We start from the raw sequence: 14,236 nt of genomic DNA on the forward strand, positions 1-14,236 counted from the left end.
ACTATGTACGCAAAATGGATTGAAGAAGACGGTCGATTTGCCTTCGAGCTAATTGATAACGGGGGCATTGAGATATCTGATGAGGATCATGCGGCGCTCTTTGAGCCGCGACAGGGGGGGAAGATCATCGGCAGGGGGCCTGATGGTTTTCCACAATTGCAAGACCCGTCATTGCCGACGCTAGCAGAGCTATCGCTCGTTGAGCGTGCATGGCGGAATAGGCAGCTTTCACTTACTGATGGGATGGTAACGCGTCATCGAGATGAGCTGGAAGATGGGACCGAAACCACGCTTTCGGTTGAGCAATACGCTGAGCTGCAAGCGTATCGCCGGATTCTACGTAATTGGCCTGAGGCCGGGGAGTTCCCGCTGAAGGAGCATCGTCCGCTCGCACCGTCTTGGCTAGCCGAGCAATCCCAGTAACCGCCCCGTAACTACGGGGCGTTTTCTTTTCCGCCAAAACAACTGACAACATCCGACAGCCCCTTCCTCAAGGGGCTTTTTCATATCTGGAGAAACCTAAATGGCACCACGCCAAACCTACACCGTGCTCCTCCCATTCCCCATCGGCGGTGGTCACTGGTCGACCGCCGGCCAGGAACTCGACCTGCTCGACGTCGAGGCCAATGCCTTGCGCAGCGCCGGTCGCCTGGAGCTGAAAAAAACCGAGGCTGGTGAACCGGTCTCTGCATCCACCCCGGCCAAAAAGGCCGCCACCAAGAAGGCTGAATAACCATGGCTGAGGTTTTGAACTTCGAGCACAACGGCATTACCGTCAATGCCACTGAATCTCCCGAGGCCATGGGTGGCCTGGGTGACAACGTCATCGGGCTGGTCGGCACCGCGCCGAATGCCAACCCGCTGATTCCGAAAAACACCCCGTTCCGCATCAACAGCTTCACCACTCAGGCCCAGTTGGACCCGACCGGTGCCGAAGCGGGGACGTTGTTCCACGCCGTCTACCAGATCCTCAAAGTGGTCAAGGTGCCGGTGTACGTGGTCATTGTCGAAGAGGGCGCCACGCTGGCCGACACGCAGAACAACGTGATCGGCGGTATCGAGGCGCAGACCGGGCGCAAGTTGGGCTTGGCCGCGTTGAGTGGGGTCGCTGAAGACCTGACCATCATCGGCGCGCCAGGCTTCACCGGCACCAAGGCCGTCGCCAGCGAGTTCGCCTCGTTCGGCAAGCGCATCAAGGCCCGTGTGGTGCTCGATGGCAAGGACGTCGCGGTCGCCGACCAGGTGACCTACAGCCAGGAACTGGGCGGCGCGGACCTTGGTTTCGACCGTTGCCTGGTGGTGCACAACATGCCGGCGGTGTATTCCAAGGCCGCGAAGAAAAACGTCTTCCTGGCCCCGTCGAGCCTGGCCATCGCCGCCCTCGCCAAGGTCAAGCAATGGGAGAGCCCGGGCAACCAGGTCACCTACGCCGAAGACGTTTCCCGCACCGTCGAATACAACATCCTCGACACCTCCACCGAAGGCGATCTGCTCAACCGCTACGGCGTCAGCTACTACGCCCGGACCATCCTCGGCGGCTTCTCGCTGCTGGGCAACCGTTCCATCACCGGCAAGTTCATCAGCTACGTCGGCCTGGAAGATGCCATCAGCCGCAAGCTGGTGAAAGCCGGCCAGAAAGCCATGGCGAAGAACCTGACCAAGTCGTTCATGGACCAGGAAGTCAAGCGCATCAACGACTGGCTGCAAACCCTGGTCGCCGACGAAACCATCCCGGGCGGCAGCGTGTACCTGCACCCGGAATTGAACAGCGTCGAGAAGTACAAGAACGGCACCTGGTACGTGGTCATCGACTACGGCCGCTACGCGCCGAACGAACACATGATTTATCAACTCAATGCCCGCGATGAAATCATCGAGCAGTTCCTGGAGGACGTTCTCTAATGTTTACCAACCGCGTAAGACAGGCCATCGCGGCCACCCTGCAGGGCCTGCCGTTGTCGGCGACCGTGGAAGAGTTCACCCCGCCGAAGATCGAATTCGAGATGGAAGAGATGCGTGGCGGCCGTTTCATTGGCGAGGAGATGGCCAAGGCCGGCAAAGCGCTGACGGCCAAGCTGACGCTGCAAGGCCTCGGTCCGGAAGTCATGCTGGCGCTGGGCGTGAGTGTGGGCGACGACATTCTGCTGAATGTGCGTGAAGCCGGCCAGGATCAGGACGGCAACACCTGGTTCACCTACCACACGGTGGGCGGCAAGTTGAAGTCCCTTGAGGAAACGACGCTGAAAATGAACGAGAAGCCCAAGACCATCCTTGATCTGTCCTGCCGCACCTACAACCGCCTGGAAAACGGCGTCCCGGTGATCGACATCGACGTGCGCACCCAGAAGTTCGTGCTCAACGGCGTCGACATCCTCGGCGATGCTCGCCGTGCGGTGTTGTTGCCGTAAACGAACGCCCGTCAGTTGAACCCAATCCCTGTGGGAGCGAGCTTGCTCGCGATAGCGGTGTGTCAGCCAACATCGATGCTGACTGATCCGACGTCATCGCGAGCAAGCTCACTCCCACAGGTTGTCCTCTGATTTATCAAGGAACCGATTCCATGTCCTGGACGCCTCCCGTTCACGTCTTGCTGTCGCCGATCGCCGGTGACGACGAAACGCAGATCGAGCAACTCCCCCTCAAGCCGCTGTACTACGCCGCGCAAAAAGACGCCCTGGCCCGCGCCGGCGATGACGAAGACGATCAGTTTTTCGAGTTGGCCAAACTGGCCACCGGGCTGTCGGTCAAGGAACTCGACCAGCTCAAGCGCCCGGACTACGTGAGCATTGCGCAGTACGTGCATGAAATGTCCACCCGTCCGACGTTCCACTTCCTGGAACAGGTGGCCGGCGCACCCGCCGACCCTGACCAGGTACAGCTGCTGCAACCGCTCGACGTCGCGGGCCGCAGCATGACTTCGCTGACCCTGGAAATGCCGGTGCTGCGGGCCACCAAGGCGATGAAGAAACTGAAGACGGCCAAGGAACGCGCGGAGTTCATCACCGCCCATTGCACTGGCCTGATGATTCCCGATCTCGATCGGCTGACCGTGCCCGACTGGACCCAGTTGCAGGTGCGCATCGACGATTTTTTAAACAAACCGGCGGACTTCTTTCGGAGCGCGACATCGAAGTGATCCTCGATGTGGTGCCGCTCATTTACTCGGTAAGTGAGGCGGAAATCCTGGAGTGGGACGCCGGCAAGGCCTTGCGCCGCTACGACATCGCGATCGCTCGCCTTGGCGTGAAACAGGAGTAGAGCGGAATGGCGGACGATAGATATTCGCTCAAATACGCAGCCTTCAACGAGAGTGGGTTGGCGTTCGGTAATACCAGCCTCACCAGTGGCGTGTCGGCGCAAGGCGCGTTCGCCAGGGACCAACTGGCGAGCCTCGATCTGGCGCTGGAAACACTCGGGCTCAAGCTCGGCCTGCTGACCACGGCAATCGAGTCGCTGACCGTGAAGCTGTCGGCGCAACGATTGTTCTCCCAAACGATGGGCGCCGACGCCAAGGGCGAGTCGGCCAGTGAGCCAAAGGGCAAGCCGAGTGGCGGTATCGAACCACCGGCGCTGCTCAAGCCCGCAATCGCGATGGATTCGGCCATGGCCGATCTGAAAAAGGCCACCCAAATCGGGCCGCGCCAGATTCAACAGGTGGCTGAGTCAACCCAGCAGATCGCCACCGCACCGTTGGTGGCGGCCAGGGGCACCACGGCGGTTGAAGTGGTGAGGATGCAAAGCCTGGCGGCGGGGAAGGGCATCGGTAGCGATGTGCTCGATGCCTCTGACCGACAGTTGGCGCTGTCACGTTTTGCCTCGGATGCTGGCGTCACTGCGACGGCGTTCGAGATGCCGGCCATGAAGGCCGCCGAAATGCTGGCCGACTGGCGCATCTCCATGAAGCTCAACGGCGCCGAAGCCTTTGACCTGGCGGATGCCGCCAACCAGTTGGGCAAGCTACCCAATGGTGCGAAACCGGCTGAGATTGGTGCGGTCTTGCAGCGTGACGGTGCAGCGGCGACGACGGCAGGCCTGGCCCCTGCACAAGCCGCAGCGTTGACGGCGGCGTTGCTCAATACCGGTACCCAACAAGCTGAAGCCGGCGTGGCGCTGGATGGTTTCACGACGGCCCTGGGCAAGGCTGACCAGACCTCTGCCACCGAGCAAATGGCCTGGAAACAGCTGGGCCTGGAGCCCAAGGCGGTGGCGAGCGGTTTGCGTGACAAGGACACCGCGCCTGGCACGGTGATGACGGTGCTGGCGGCCTTGAACGCGCAACCGGCCGAAAATCGCTCGACTCTTGCCGCCACGCTATTCGGCAATGGCGATGAGGCGGTGCTGCGCATGGCGCAGAAGCTGCCCGATGTGAACGCCGCCTTCTTGCAGGTGAAAGACCCAGGCCAATACGCCACGTCGCAATTGGGCAACGACGGCTCGGTGCGGCAGGACGCGTTGGCGCTGTCGAACACTCGGCAAGGCCAGTTGAACATCCTCAACGCCCGCAACGAGCGTTTGTCGATGGCCACGGGAAACGCCCTGATGCCTGTGGCGGATAATTCGTTTCAGTGGCTGGGTTCGTTGACCGATGGCATGAGTGAGTTGGCTGAGTCCTCCCCTAAAGCCACCGCGGCCATCGTGCTGCTGGGGGCGGCGATCAAACCGCTGGTGGGGGCGCTGCTCAAAGCCGTAGCGGATGAGATGTCCAATCAGGTGGCCAAGCGGGTGTTGGGCAAGGCCGCTCCGCACCTTCCCGGCCGACTGGGCGAGGTGATCTCCGAGGATTTCAGGAAAAATCCTCCTGGGGACAAGCTGGATACAAGCAATGCCAGCCAGCGTCCCGAATCCACGAGAGGACCGAAGATACGCGTCAGTACGCGAGGCTCGCGGGGGACCGCAGGGCGTTTTTCACTCGGGCCAACGGCCTCATTACGCTCGATGACGCGCAAGGCGCCCGGCCCATTGAAAGTGGTCGGTGCCGTCGCTGATGTGGCCGAGGGTGTGCTGACCGGCGACAAACGGATGATGGGCGCAGGCCTGGGAGCCGCGGGTGGCGGCTGGGCAGGCGCGGCTGCGGGGTCTGCGGCCGGTGCCGCTTTGGGCAGTGTCGTTCCGGTGATCGGCACTGCCATTGGGGGGCTGGTTGGCGGACTGCTGGGCGGCTGGTTGGGGAGTGATGCAGGCGCGTCCCTGGGTGAAAAACTCGTCGCCCCCGCCGACAGGCTCGCTGCTCCAGACCAGGTCAGCAAAGACCTGGCCAGCACCCAGACAACCACACAGCAGAACACCATGACCGCGAACATCTACATCAACGGCCAAGACCAGGCCAGTGCCAGTCAGTTGGCCAACCTGGTCGTGCAGCAGCTCTCGGGCCAATTCGGCTTGACGACCATGCCCAGCTCACTGGCCATGCGCAGTGATGCCGCCCTGACCGACGGAGGTACGTGATGCGTCAACAAATGGCACTCGGCAGTTTCATCTTTGGGCTGTCGAGAAAGTTTGCGTACCACCAGCTGGTACACACGTCGGAGGGTGGCTGGAAAAGCATCGACATTCTCACCAGCAAACCCAAGTCCAGCCAGATCGGCCAGGGGCTGCAAGGGCTGACGATCACGGGCAAGTCGATGTACGCGACCGCCATGGATCGTCTCGATGAGCTGCGCGCATTGCAGGCGCAGCGCATCCCCCTGCCGTTGGTCGATGGCATCGGCCGCAACTGGGGCCTGTGGCAGATCAACAAGGTCACGGAAACCCAGACCGAAATCATCGATGACGGCACGGCGATGGTGGTCGGCTGGGTGGTTGAATTGATGGAGTTCGCCAATGCGTAGGGTTCGAAGTATCGCCGGTGATTCGGTGAATCTGCTGCTGTACCGCGAGCTGGAGCGTTGTGACGATATCGTCGAGGAGGCGCTCTGGTTGCTCAATCCGGGGTTGGCTGAATGGGGCCCGGTATTGCCGGCGGGCGTATGGGTTGTCTTGCCGGAAGTGGACCTCAAGCCCGTGGCAACCCCACCGGTTTCGGCCTGGGATTAAGGAGGCGACATGTCATTGGGTTTCACGCCTGCGGTGGAAATTTATGGTGCGAACGCCGCGCTGCTCAACGAACGCCTGCTCAAGTGGGTGCATGTCGACGCGGCGGGTATCGAGTCCGATCAATTGACCCTCACCATCAGCCTGGACGGGCTCGAAGGGTTGCCCAGCCTGGGCGGCAAGATTGGCCTGCGGGTCGGCTATCTGGAGTCGGGTCTGGTGGACAAAGGCGAGTTCGTCATCACCCGGCGCACGCCGCTCCTGTTTCCCCTGCAACTCGTGCTGGTGGCCATGGCAGCGCCGTTCAGCGCGGCGGACCAGACCGGGTTCAAGCAACGCCGATCCGTCAGCCATGGCCCGACGACCCTGGGGGCGCTGTTTCGTCAGTTGACCTCCAGGCACGGGTTTTCCCCGCGAGTGGCGCCGGACCTGTCGCTGATCAAGATCGAGCACATCGACCAGTGCAATGAAACCGACATGGGTTTCCTCACGCGTCTGGCCCACCGGTATGACGCCGTCGCCAAGCCGGTCAACGAACTGTATGTGCTGGCCCGGCGCGGCCAGGCGAAGTCGTTGTCGGGCAAAGTTTTGCCCGACATGAAACTGTCGGTGACGACCAACAACCGCCCAGGCGACCACGCCTTCATTTCGGCCAAGCTGGATGAAGGCGCCCGGGCCAAGTACCAAGGCTGCAAGACCCGTTGGTGGGATGCGGCAGCGGGCAAGCTGCAGGTCGAGGAGAGCGGCATCGCGCCGTTCAAGACCCTGCGCCAGCGCTTCCAGAGCGCCGACGATGCCCGCGCCGCCGGTGAAGGCGAGGTACGTCGGATGCTGCGCGAAGCGCTCAAGGTGACGATCGAGTGCCCGGGTAACCCGGGGCTGTCTGCCGAGGGCATCGTCCTGCTGGATCCCTCCTGGCCGGATTTCATGCGCGGTCGCTGGTCGATCGACAAGGTCACCGCCAGTGGCGACCGGGAAAAAAGCTATCGCTGCTTGATTGATGCAACCTGCCTGGATGCCAAGGCCTGATCCCCCTGTGGGAGCGAGCTTGCTCGCGATAGCGCCCCGACATTCAACATTTGCACTGACTGACACGCCGCCATCGCGAGCTAGCTCCCACAGGGGAGGCTCGCACCTTCAGATACTGGAGTCTCCCCATGAAGATCACACCGATCCTCACGCAATTGCGTGAGCAATGTCCGACGCTTGCCCAGCGTGTGGCCGCAGGTTTTGACCTCGCCACGCTGCAAGCCGAGACCCCGCTGCAAACCCCCTGCGCCTATGTATTGCCCACCGCCGACATCGCCAGCAAGAACGCGGCTCAGAACGTCACGCTGCAAGCGGTGCGTGATCGCTTCGATGCCGTGCTGGTGCTCGACGCCACTGACGCGACAAAAGCGCTGGATCTGTTGCACGACCTGCGGGCCGAACTGTGGCGTGCGCTGGTGGGGTTCAAGCCGGGCGCTGAGTACACCGGCGTCGAATATGACGGCAGCGAACTGGTTTCCACCAACAGCAGCCGGGTGTCGTACCGGCTGCGCTTTTTCGCCGAGTTCCAGCTGGGCCGCAATCTGGCGAGCCAGCCTGCCGAAAGCTGGCACGAGCGTGAACTGGACGGCTTGTCGTCCTTTACCGGGGCCACCGTGCGGGTCGATGCCATCGACCCGGCGGACCCCAACCTGAAACGTCCCGGCCCCGACGGGCGCGTGGAACTGACTTTCTCTGGAGACGTAACCCCATGAGCAAACGCATCACCGTGCTGCCGGCCCCGGGCCGTGCCGTACCGGACCCGGAAGCGGGCGATCTGTTGCCCCTCGAGGGCCGTGAAGTGCCGGACAACGCCTGGTGGCGTCGACGTCTGGCCGATGGCGATATCACTACCAAAGCCGTGAAAGCGGCCAAACCACAGGGAGCCAAATAATGGCGATCGGATTCAGCAACATTCCCGCGGACATTCGTGTTCCGCTGTTCTACGCCGAAATGGACAACTCGGCCGCCAATAGCGCGTCATCGGCCATGCGCCGGTTGATCGTCGCCCAGGTCAACGACAATGTCGCCCCGGCCGATGTCGGCAAACTGGTGCTGGTGTCCAGCGTCGCCCTGGCCAAGAACATCGGCGGGCAAGGCTCGATGCTAGCCTCGATGTACGAAACCTGGCGCAAGACCGACCCGCTCGGCGAAATCTGGTGCCTGCCGCTGCACCATGTCGAAGGCGCCATCGCCAAGGGCGTGCTGACCTTCACCGGCACCGCGACTGAAAGCGGTGTGCTCAACCTGTACGTCGGCGGTGTGCGCGTCCAGGCCGCCATCGTCAACGGTGCCACGGCGGCCCAGGCCGCCACTGCGCTGGCCTTGAAAATCAACGCCGCCGCCGACCTGCCGGTGACCGCTGCGGCCGCCGAAGGCGTCGTGACCCTCAGCGCCAAATGGACCGGCGACAGTGGCAACGACATCAGCCTGCAGTTCAATCGCCTGGGCAAGAGCAATGGCGAAGACACCCCGGCGGGACTGACCACCGCCATCACCGCGATGACCGGTGGTGCCGGCGTGCCGGACCAGACCGCTGCCGTCGCGGCCCTGGGCGACGAGCCTTTCGAATTCATCGCTATGCCCTGGTCCGACGTGGCGAGCCTCAACACCTGGCAAGCGGTCATGGACGACAACACCGGCCGCTGGTCCTGGGCCAAGCAGTTGTTCGGCCATGTCTACAGCGCCAAGCGCGGCACCATTGGCACCCTGGTCGCCGCCGGACAGGCGCGCAACGACCAGCACATGACCCTCCAGGCGCTGGAGCTGGGCGTGCCGCAACCGTTCTGGGTCCAGGCCGCTGCCTTGGCGGCTCGCACGGCGGTGTTCATCTCCGCCGACGCCAGCCGTCCGACCCAGAGCGGCAGCCTGCCAGGCTTGGACCCGGCACCGGCCAGCGAGCGTTTCACCCTGACCGAGCGCCAGTCGCTGCTCAACTACGGCATCGCGACGGCGTATTACGAAGGTGGCTACGTACGCATCCAGCGTTCCATCACCACGTATCAGAAGAATGCCTTCGGCCAGGCTGACAACTCCTACCTGGACAGCGAAACCATGCACCAGTCGGCGTTCATCGTCCGCCGCCTGCAAAGCGTGATCACCAGCAAGTACGGTCGCCACAAACTGGCCTCCGACGGCACCCGTTTCGGCGCCGGCCAGCCCATCGTGACCCCGAGCACCATCCGCGGCGAACTGATCGCGCAATACGCCAAGCTCGAACTGGAAGGCCACGTGGAAAACGCCGAGCTGTTCGCCGAACACCTGGTTGTCGAGCGTGACAGCCAGGACCCGAGTCGGGTCAATGTGCTGTTCCCACCGGACTACATCAACGGCCTGCGGGTGTTCGCGCTGCTCAACCAATTCCGCCTGCAATACGACGCCGCCGCCTGACGGTAGCACTCGGTCGCATGCATTCAGCCCACCTTGCGTGGGCTTTTTATTTGAAGGGAGAAACACCATGGGTCAACTGATTGCGGGCACCTGCTACGTCAAAGTGGACGGCGCTCAACTGACCATCAATGGCGGCTGCGAAGCGCCACTGATGTTCACCAAACGCGAAACCGTCGTACCGGGTTTCTACAAGGAAACCGACATCGCCCCGTCCTTCAAGGTGACGGCCCTGCACACCGCGGACTTCCCGCTCAAGCAGCTGGTCGCCGGCACTGATATGACCGTCACTTGCGAATTCAACAACGGCAAGGTCTACGTGCTGGCTGGCGCCTACCTGGTGGAAGAGCCGGTGTCGAAGGGCGACGACGCCACCATCGAGCTGAAATTCGAAGGCATCAAGGGGACCTGGCAATGACCGATCTCGTGACGCTGCGCGTGGCCATTGAGGCCCACGGCGAGCCCCTGAGCGAACTGACCCTGCGCCGTCCGACGGTGCAAGAGGTCCGGGCGATCAAGGCGCTGCCCTACAAGATCGACAAGAGCGAGGAGGTGAGCCTGGACATGGACGTCGCGGCCAAATACATCGCGGTGTGCGCCGGTATCCCGCCGTCGTCGGTCAACCAGTTGGACCTGGCTGACCTCAACGCCCTGAGCTGGGCCGTCGCGAGTTTTTTCATGAGTGCGGCGTCGCAGCCATCGGCGACCTGATCGCCGCCGCCTATGACCTGGCCTGGTTCTGGAAGGTTGACCCCGAACAGATGATGGCCAGGCCACTGGATGTGCTCCGCGAATCCTTGGAGCACGCGCAACGGATCAATGCGATGCAGCAGGTGCAGTGATGGCAGACACACAAAAGGTAGAGAGAAAGGCGGTGCTGCTGACAGGCATCGACGAGCTGTCACCCAAGCTCGCCGGCCTTCGTGCGAAGGTCGCGAGTTTCAAGCAGAACCTCGACGCCACGGGCCTGGGCAGCCTGGATATTTCCGGTCTGCTGCCCAGCGGCGGCCTGGCCCAGCCCTTTATGGACGGGCTCAAGTCGGCGCTGGCCTTCAAGGACGAGGCGGGCGCCGCGAGCGCGGCGGCCAGCGCCGTCCAGGCCCCTGAAGCGCCCCGTATGGCGGCACAGAACCTGGATGGATTGAAGACTTCCATCAGTAACGTGTCGGTGCAGTTCGGCTCGGCCTTGGGACCTGCGGTCAACGCGGTGGCGGTGAGTTTGCAGCCCATGGTCAGCGGCGTGGCCCAGGTGCTGCAGGACAACCCGCAACTGGTACAGGGCCTGGCGAATGGTGTCGTGGCGTTCAACGCGATTCAGATGGCGGTCAGCGGCGCGAGCCAGGCGTTCGAAGTGGTGAACCTGGCCTTGAAGATGAACCCCATCGGTTTGATTGCCATGGGCATCGCCTTGGCGGCAGGGATGATCATCGCCCACTGGACGCCGATTTCAGCGTTCTTCGCCGGACTCTGGCAGAGGCTTGCGCCGATCGTCCTGCCGATGGTCGAGTTCTTCAAGACGATGTTCGCCTTTACCCCGATGGGGCAGGTGATCAGCAACTGGGGGCCGATCAGCAGCTTTTTTGGCGTCCTCTGGAATGTGATCGTGGCGGCGGCAGCGCCGGTCATCGGTTTCATGCAGACGCTGTTCGCCTGGTCACCCCTAGGCTTGATCGTTGCCAATTGGGCGCCCCTGACCGGGTTGTTCGCGGCGATCTGGGACCTGCTCAGGGCCTTGACCGTGCCGGTGATGGACGCCTTGAAAGGCCTGTTCGACTGGACGCCGTTGGGGCTGATCATGGCCAACTGGGGCACGATCGGTGAAGTCTTCGCCGGGATCTGGGAGGGCGTGCGCAACCAGGTGTCAATCATGCTGGCGGTGTTCAGCGGCCTGTTCGACTGGTCACCCATCGAGGGTCTCGTCAAGCAGTGGGGGCCGGTGGGCGAGTGGTTCAGCCAGTGGTGGAACGAGTTGCAGGCGGTGATCGCGCCGATCAAGGCATTTTTCAACGGCGGCTTCGGCGAGATGATCACCTCGTTCACCGCTAAGGTCGAGGGTTTGACCGAGGCGCAGCGCGCCACCAACGCCGAAGGCAAAGGTGAGCTGGCGCCGGCGTTTTTTGGCGCGGCCAGCGAGCAGCCTCCGGGCCTGTCGTCCAGCCTGGCGCCAGCCTCCGCCAACGGTCCGGCGAAGACCTCGCTGGCGCCGGGTACGTTGCCACAAACCTCCAGCGCCCTGGTGCAACAAAGCGCCGCCAATAACCGCACGCAACTCGAAGGCGGCCTGACCGTGCGCTTCGAAAATGCGCCGGCCGGGTTGCGCGCCGACCCGCCCCAGACCAATCAACCGGCCCTGGCGGTGAGTTCGCGCATCGGCTATCGCTCACTGTCCACAGGAGGCTCCAATGAGCTGGCGTGATCGTTTGTTGCCGGCGTCGTTTCGTGGCGTCGGGTTCTGGGTCGACCAGGCGAAAACCCCGGTCGGCCACAAAGGCCAGCTGCATGAATATCCCCAGCGTGACCAGCCGTTTTTCGAGGGGCTCGGCCAGCAGGCGAAGATTCATGAGCTGACTGCGTTCATCGTCGGCCCCGATTGCCTGGAGCAGCGCGACAAGCTGCTCAAGGCCTTGGAGCAGGGCAGCGGTGAACTGGTGCACCCGTGGCTGGGGCGCCTGCAGGTCAAGGTCGGCGAGTGCGACATGACCCAGACCCGTCAGGACGGCGGGTTGGTGACGTTCGCCCTGAAGTTCTACCCCGACCAGCCGCTGCAATTCCCTTCGGCGACGATCAACAGCCAGAAACTGCTGCTGGTCTCGGCCGACAGCTTCCTCGGTTCGGCGGTGCGGCGCTTCGAAGACGCCATGACCTTGATCAAGGCCGCACGGATCGGTATCGCTGACCTGCGCAACAGCCTCAAGGAGATCTACGGCGTGATCGAGCAGGAGCTCAAGCCGTTGATCGAGACCTATCGGCAACTCAGCGATCTGGTCAAGGCGGTGAAAGCGTTGCCCAAGGAGGTGGTGGCCGAGTTCAAGGGGTTGCTGGGCGATATTCGGGAACTGAAGGACTTTGCCCGTGACGGCTATCGCGGCGTGATTGCCAGCGTGTCGCAACAGGTGGAGGCCATTGGCAAGGCCGACGCGCCCAAACTCACGACGGGCAAGGACACCACGGCGGCGGCCCAGGCTGTGGCCGACCTGGTGCAGGACACCCTGCTGGTGCAGGCCGCGCAATGGATTGCGGCGATGCCGGTAGCAGCGCCTGCGGTCAAGTTGGGCGCCACGCCATCGGTGGCGCAACAGGCCGTGCAACCGGTCCAGCGCCGGGACGTGCCGGTGGCCGACGATGTGCTGGCTCTGCGCGATGCCCTCAACGATGTCATCTGGCAGGCCTCCCTCAAGGCTGATCCGGAGCACTACCAGGCGATGAACAACCTGCGCCAGCAAATGGCCGCGCACCTGACGGCGGTGGCGTCTTCGGGTGTCAGGCTGATCAACCTGTCGTTCAAGCAAAGCCTGCCGGCGCTGGTGGTGGCGTATCAGCAATTCGCCGATGCCACCCGGGTGACGGAGGTGACCCAGCGTAACGGCGTCGCCCATCCTGGTTTCCTGCCGCCCAATGACCTGAAAGTCTCGGGGGAATAAGCCATGAACGAGCTCGACAACGCTGTCTCGCTTACTGTCGGCGGGTTGGATTACGGCGGCTGGAAAAGCGTGGAAATCAGTGCGGACCTGGAGCGCCAGTTTCGCACCTTCAAACTCGACATCACTTGGCAATGGCCGGGGCAGACCCAAGCCGTGCCGATCCGTCCGGGCGATGAATGCCAGGTGCGCATTGGTGCCGATCTGGTCCTCAGCGGTTATGTGTTCAAGGCACCGGTCAGCTATGACGGTCGACAGATCAGCCTGAGCATCGAAGGTGGCTCCAAGACCCAGGACCTGGTGGACTGCGCCGCGATCAACCGCCCGACCCAATGGCGCGGGCAAACGCTGCTGAGCATCGTCCAGGCCCTGGCATCGCAATACGGCGTGGGGGTCGTCAGCGAGATCCCTGAAACCGCGCGGTTGAGCGAACACAGCATCGTGCCGGGGGAAACGGTCTTTCAATCCATCGACCGTTTGCTGACGTTGTTCCGAGTGTTCTCCACCGACGACGCACAAGGACGTGTGTTGCTGGCCAAACCCGGCAGCGGTGGGCGGGCCAGTGATGTATTGGAGCTGGGCAAGAACATTCTGTCGGGCAACGCACCGATGGACTACAGCCAGGTGTTCTCCGAATACCGGGTCATCGGCCAGCACAAGGGCAATGATCAACAGAGCGGGGCGGCGGTGAGCGAAGTCTCTGGCACCGCCACCGATCTGGGCTTCAAGCGCAAGCGGGTGACGGTGATCAGCGAGAGTGCGCAATTGACCTTCGAACTGGCCCAGCAACGGGCCGATTGGGAAAGCGCCATCCGCACCGGCAAGGCCCTGACCACCACCTACCGTGTGCAAGGCTGGCGCCAGGCCAATGGTGACTTGTGGCGGCACAACACTTTGGTACGGGTGATCGACCCGGTGCTGGGGTTCGACGGTGACATGTTGATTTCCAAAGTGACGTACTCGCTCTCGGCACAAGGCTCCGTCACCACCCTGCAAGTCGCGCCGCCGCATACCTTCGACGCCAACCCGGTGCCGCCAAAACCCTGAGCCCCGGCCCACCACAGATCCCCTGTGGGAGCGAGCTTGCTCGCGATGGCGGTGGGTCAGCTTGCATGGATGTCGGATGTGCTGCCGCTATCGCGAGCCAGCAAGCT

Annotated in this window: 18 protein-coding genes; all 18 read left to right on the plus strand. The window is 62.8% G+C overall.

Going from position 1 to position 14,236, the window contains the following annotated elements:
• Positions 1-3 precede the first annotated feature (3 nt).
• A complete protein-coding gene (locus tag J4E53_RS08830; RefSeq protein WP_060738971.1) occupies positions 4-423 on the plus strand; it encodes a phage tail assembly chaperone in 420 nt (139 codons plus the stop codon).
• Positions 424-523: 100 nt separating this feature from the next.
• The gene (locus J4E53_RS08835; RefSeq protein WP_060738970.1) at positions 524-733 is read left to right on the plus strand and encodes a hypothetical protein; all 210 of its coding nucleotides are present in this window, start codon (positions 524-526) and stop codon (positions 731-733) included.
• A 2-nt stretch (positions 734-735) separates the two neighbouring features.
• Positions 736-1,902 (plus strand): hypothetical protein, encoded by a 1,167-nt coding sequence (locus J4E53_RS08840; RefSeq protein WP_060738969.1) that lies wholly within the window; start codon positions 736-738, stop codon positions 1,900-1,902.
• Positions 1,902-2,408 (plus strand): phage major tail tube protein, encoded by a 507-nt coding sequence (locus J4E53_RS08845; RefSeq protein WP_060738968.1) that lies wholly within the window; start codon positions 1,902-1,904, stop codon positions 2,406-2,408. The genes J4E53_RS08840 and J4E53_RS08845 overlap by 1 nt, the downstream gene beginning before the upstream one ends.
• Positions 2,409-2,560: 152 nt before the next feature.
• On the plus strand, positions 2,561-3,136 hold the full coding sequence (locus J4E53_RS08850; protein ID WP_103308743.1) for a phage tail assembly protein: 576 nt from the start codon (positions 2,561-2,563) through the stop codon (positions 3,134-3,136).
• The gene (locus J4E53_RS30745; RefSeq protein ID WP_256573040.1) at positions 3,133-3,258 is read left to right on the plus strand and encodes a hypothetical protein; all 126 of its coding nucleotides are present in this window, start codon (positions 3,133-3,135) and stop codon (positions 3,256-3,258) included. The genes J4E53_RS08850 and J4E53_RS30745 overlap by 4 nt, the downstream gene beginning before the upstream one ends.
• Positions 3,259-3,264: 6 nt before the next feature.
• On the plus strand, positions 3,265-5,445 hold the full coding sequence (locus tag J4E53_RS08855) for a phage tail tape measure protein (protein ID WP_103308742.1): 2,181 nt from the start codon (positions 3,265-3,267) through the stop codon (positions 5,443-5,445).
• Complete coding sequence (locus tag J4E53_RS08860; RefSeq protein ID WP_060738965.1) at positions 5,445-5,828, plus strand: phage tail protein; 384 nt, start codon at positions 5,445-5,447, stop codon at positions 5,826-5,828. The genes J4E53_RS08855 and J4E53_RS08860 overlap by 1 nt, the downstream gene beginning before the upstream one ends.
• Positions 5,821-6,033: a tail protein X gene (locus J4E53_RS08865; RefSeq protein ID WP_058542798.1), complete on the plus strand. Its 213-nt coding sequence runs from the start codon at positions 5,821-5,823 to the stop codon at positions 6,031-6,033. Before J4E53_RS08860 ends, J4E53_RS08865 begins: the two co-directional genes overlap by 8 nt.
• A gap of 9 nt (positions 6,034-6,042) precedes the next feature.
• The gene (locus J4E53_RS08870; RefSeq protein ID WP_060738964.1) at positions 6,043-7,059 is read left to right on the plus strand and encodes a contractile injection system protein, VgrG/Pvc8 family; all 1,017 of its coding nucleotides are present in this window, start codon (positions 6,043-6,045) and stop codon (positions 7,057-7,059) included.
• Between the two features lie 128 nt (positions 7,060-7,187).
• Entirely contained in the window at positions 7,188-7,772 is a 585-nt protein-coding gene (locus J4E53_RS08875; protein WP_060738963.1) for a hypothetical protein, read from the plus strand.
• Positions 7,769-7,951 (plus strand): DUF2635 domain-containing protein, encoded by a 183-nt coding sequence (locus J4E53_RS08880; protein ID WP_003198311.1) that lies wholly within the window; start codon positions 7,769-7,771, stop codon positions 7,949-7,951. The genes J4E53_RS08875 and J4E53_RS08880 overlap by 4 nt, the downstream gene beginning before the upstream one ends.
• Positions 7,951-9,447 (plus strand): phage tail sheath subtilisin-like domain-containing protein, encoded by a 1,497-nt coding sequence (locus J4E53_RS08885; RefSeq protein ID WP_060738962.1) that lies wholly within the window; start codon positions 7,951-7,953, stop codon positions 9,445-9,447. Before J4E53_RS08880 ends, J4E53_RS08885 begins: the two co-directional genes overlap by 1 nt.
• A gap of 67 nt (positions 9,448-9,514) precedes the next feature.
• Positions 9,515-9,862, plus strand: coding sequence for a phage tail tube protein (locus J4E53_RS08890; RefSeq protein WP_003198314.1), 348 nt, complete (start codon positions 9,515-9,517; stop codon positions 9,860-9,862).
• On the plus strand, positions 9,859-10,155 hold the full coding sequence (locus J4E53_RS08895) for a phage tail assembly protein (RefSeq protein WP_092165897.1): 297 nt from the start codon (positions 9,859-9,861) through the stop codon (positions 10,153-10,155). Before J4E53_RS08890 ends, J4E53_RS08895 begins: the two co-directional genes overlap by 4 nt.
• Before the next feature lie 130 nt (positions 10,156-10,285).
• Positions 10,286-11,860: a phage tail protein gene (locus tag J4E53_RS08900; protein WP_103308741.1), complete on the plus strand. Its 1,575-nt coding sequence runs from the start codon at positions 10,286-10,288 to the stop codon at positions 11,858-11,860.
• The gene (locus tag J4E53_RS08905) at positions 11,847-13,085 is read left to right on the plus strand and encodes a DNA circularization protein (protein ID WP_060738960.1); all 1,239 of its coding nucleotides are present in this window, start codon (positions 11,847-11,849) and stop codon (positions 13,083-13,085) included. Before J4E53_RS08900 ends, J4E53_RS08905 begins: the two co-directional genes overlap by 14 nt.
• Before the next feature lie 3 nt (positions 13,086-13,088).
• The gene (locus tag J4E53_RS08910) at positions 13,089-14,129 is read left to right on the plus strand and encodes a phage baseplate assembly protein (RefSeq protein ID WP_060738959.1); all 1,041 of its coding nucleotides are present in this window, start codon (positions 13,089-13,091) and stop codon (positions 14,127-14,129) included.
• Positions 14,130-14,236: the final 107 nt, after the last annotated feature.

The sequence above is a fragment of the Pseudomonas sp. FW305-28 genome, from assembly GCF_017351395.1.
In the GTDB taxonomy this organism is placed as follows: domain Bacteria; phylum Pseudomonadota; class Gammaproteobacteria; order Pseudomonadales; family Pseudomonadaceae; genus Aquipseudomonas; species Aquipseudomonas fluorescens_AA.

What these genes read in the sequence shown, in the direction of transcription:
- J4E53_RS08830 (WP_060738971.1), top strand. Translation starts at nt 4, where the DNA reads ATGTACGCAAAATGGATTGAAGAAGACGGTCGATTTGCCTTCGAGCTA.
- J4E53_RS08835 (WP_060738970.1), top strand. Translation starts at nt 524, where the DNA reads ATGGCACCACGCCAAACCTACACCGTGCTCCTCCCATTCCCCATCGGC.
- J4E53_RS08840 (WP_060738969.1), top strand. Translation starts at nt 736, where the DNA reads ATGGCTGAGGTTTTGAACTTCGAGCACAACGGCATTACCGTCAATGCC.
- J4E53_RS08845 (WP_060738968.1), top strand. Translation starts at nt 1,902, where the DNA reads ATGTTTACCAACCGCGTAAGACAGGCCATCGCGGCCACCCTGCAGGGC.
- J4E53_RS08850 (WP_103308743.1), top strand. Translation starts at nt 2,561, where the DNA reads ATGTCCTGGACGCCTCCCGTTCACGTCTTGCTGTCGCCGATCGCCGGT.
- J4E53_RS08855 (WP_103308742.1), top strand. Translation starts at nt 3,265, where the DNA reads ATGGCGGACGATAGATATTCGCTCAAATACGCAGCCTTCAACGAGAGT.
- J4E53_RS08860 (WP_060738965.1), top strand. Translation starts at nt 5,445, where the DNA reads ATGCGTCAACAAATGGCACTCGGCAGTTTCATCTTTGGGCTGTCGAGA.
- J4E53_RS08865 (WP_058542798.1), top strand. Translation starts at nt 5,821, where the DNA reads ATGCGTAGGGTTCGAAGTATCGCCGGTGATTCGGTGAATCTGCTGCTG.
- J4E53_RS08870 (WP_060738964.1), top strand. Translation starts at nt 6,043, where the DNA reads ATGTCATTGGGTTTCACGCCTGCGGTGGAAATTTATGGTGCGAACGCC.
- J4E53_RS08875 (WP_060738963.1), top strand. Translation starts at nt 7,188, where the DNA reads ATGAAGATCACACCGATCCTCACGCAATTGCGTGAGCAATGTCCGACG.
- J4E53_RS08880 (WP_003198311.1), top strand. Translation starts at nt 7,769, where the DNA reads ATGAGCAAACGCATCACCGTGCTGCCGGCCCCGGGCCGTGCCGTACCG.
- J4E53_RS08885 (WP_060738962.1), top strand. Translation starts at nt 7,951, where the DNA reads ATGGCGATCGGATTCAGCAACATTCCCGCGGACATTCGTGTTCCGCTG.
- J4E53_RS08890 (WP_003198314.1), top strand. Translation starts at nt 9,515, where the DNA reads ATGGGTCAACTGATTGCGGGCACCTGCTACGTCAAAGTGGACGGCGCT.
- J4E53_RS08895 (WP_092165897.1), top strand. Translation starts at nt 9,859, where the DNA reads ATGACCGATCTCGTGACGCTGCGCGTGGCCATTGAGGCCCACGGCGAG.
- J4E53_RS08900 (WP_103308741.1), top strand. Translation starts at nt 10,286, where the DNA reads ATGGCAGACACACAAAAGGTAGAGAGAAAGGCGGTGCTGCTGACAGGC.
- J4E53_RS08905 (WP_060738960.1), top strand. Translation starts at nt 11,847, where the DNA reads ATGAGCTGGCGTGATCGTTTGTTGCCGGCGTCGTTTCGTGGCGTCGGG.
- J4E53_RS08910 (WP_060738959.1), top strand. Translation starts at nt 13,089, where the DNA reads ATGAACGAGCTCGACAACGCTGTCTCGCTTACTGTCGGCGGGTTGGAT.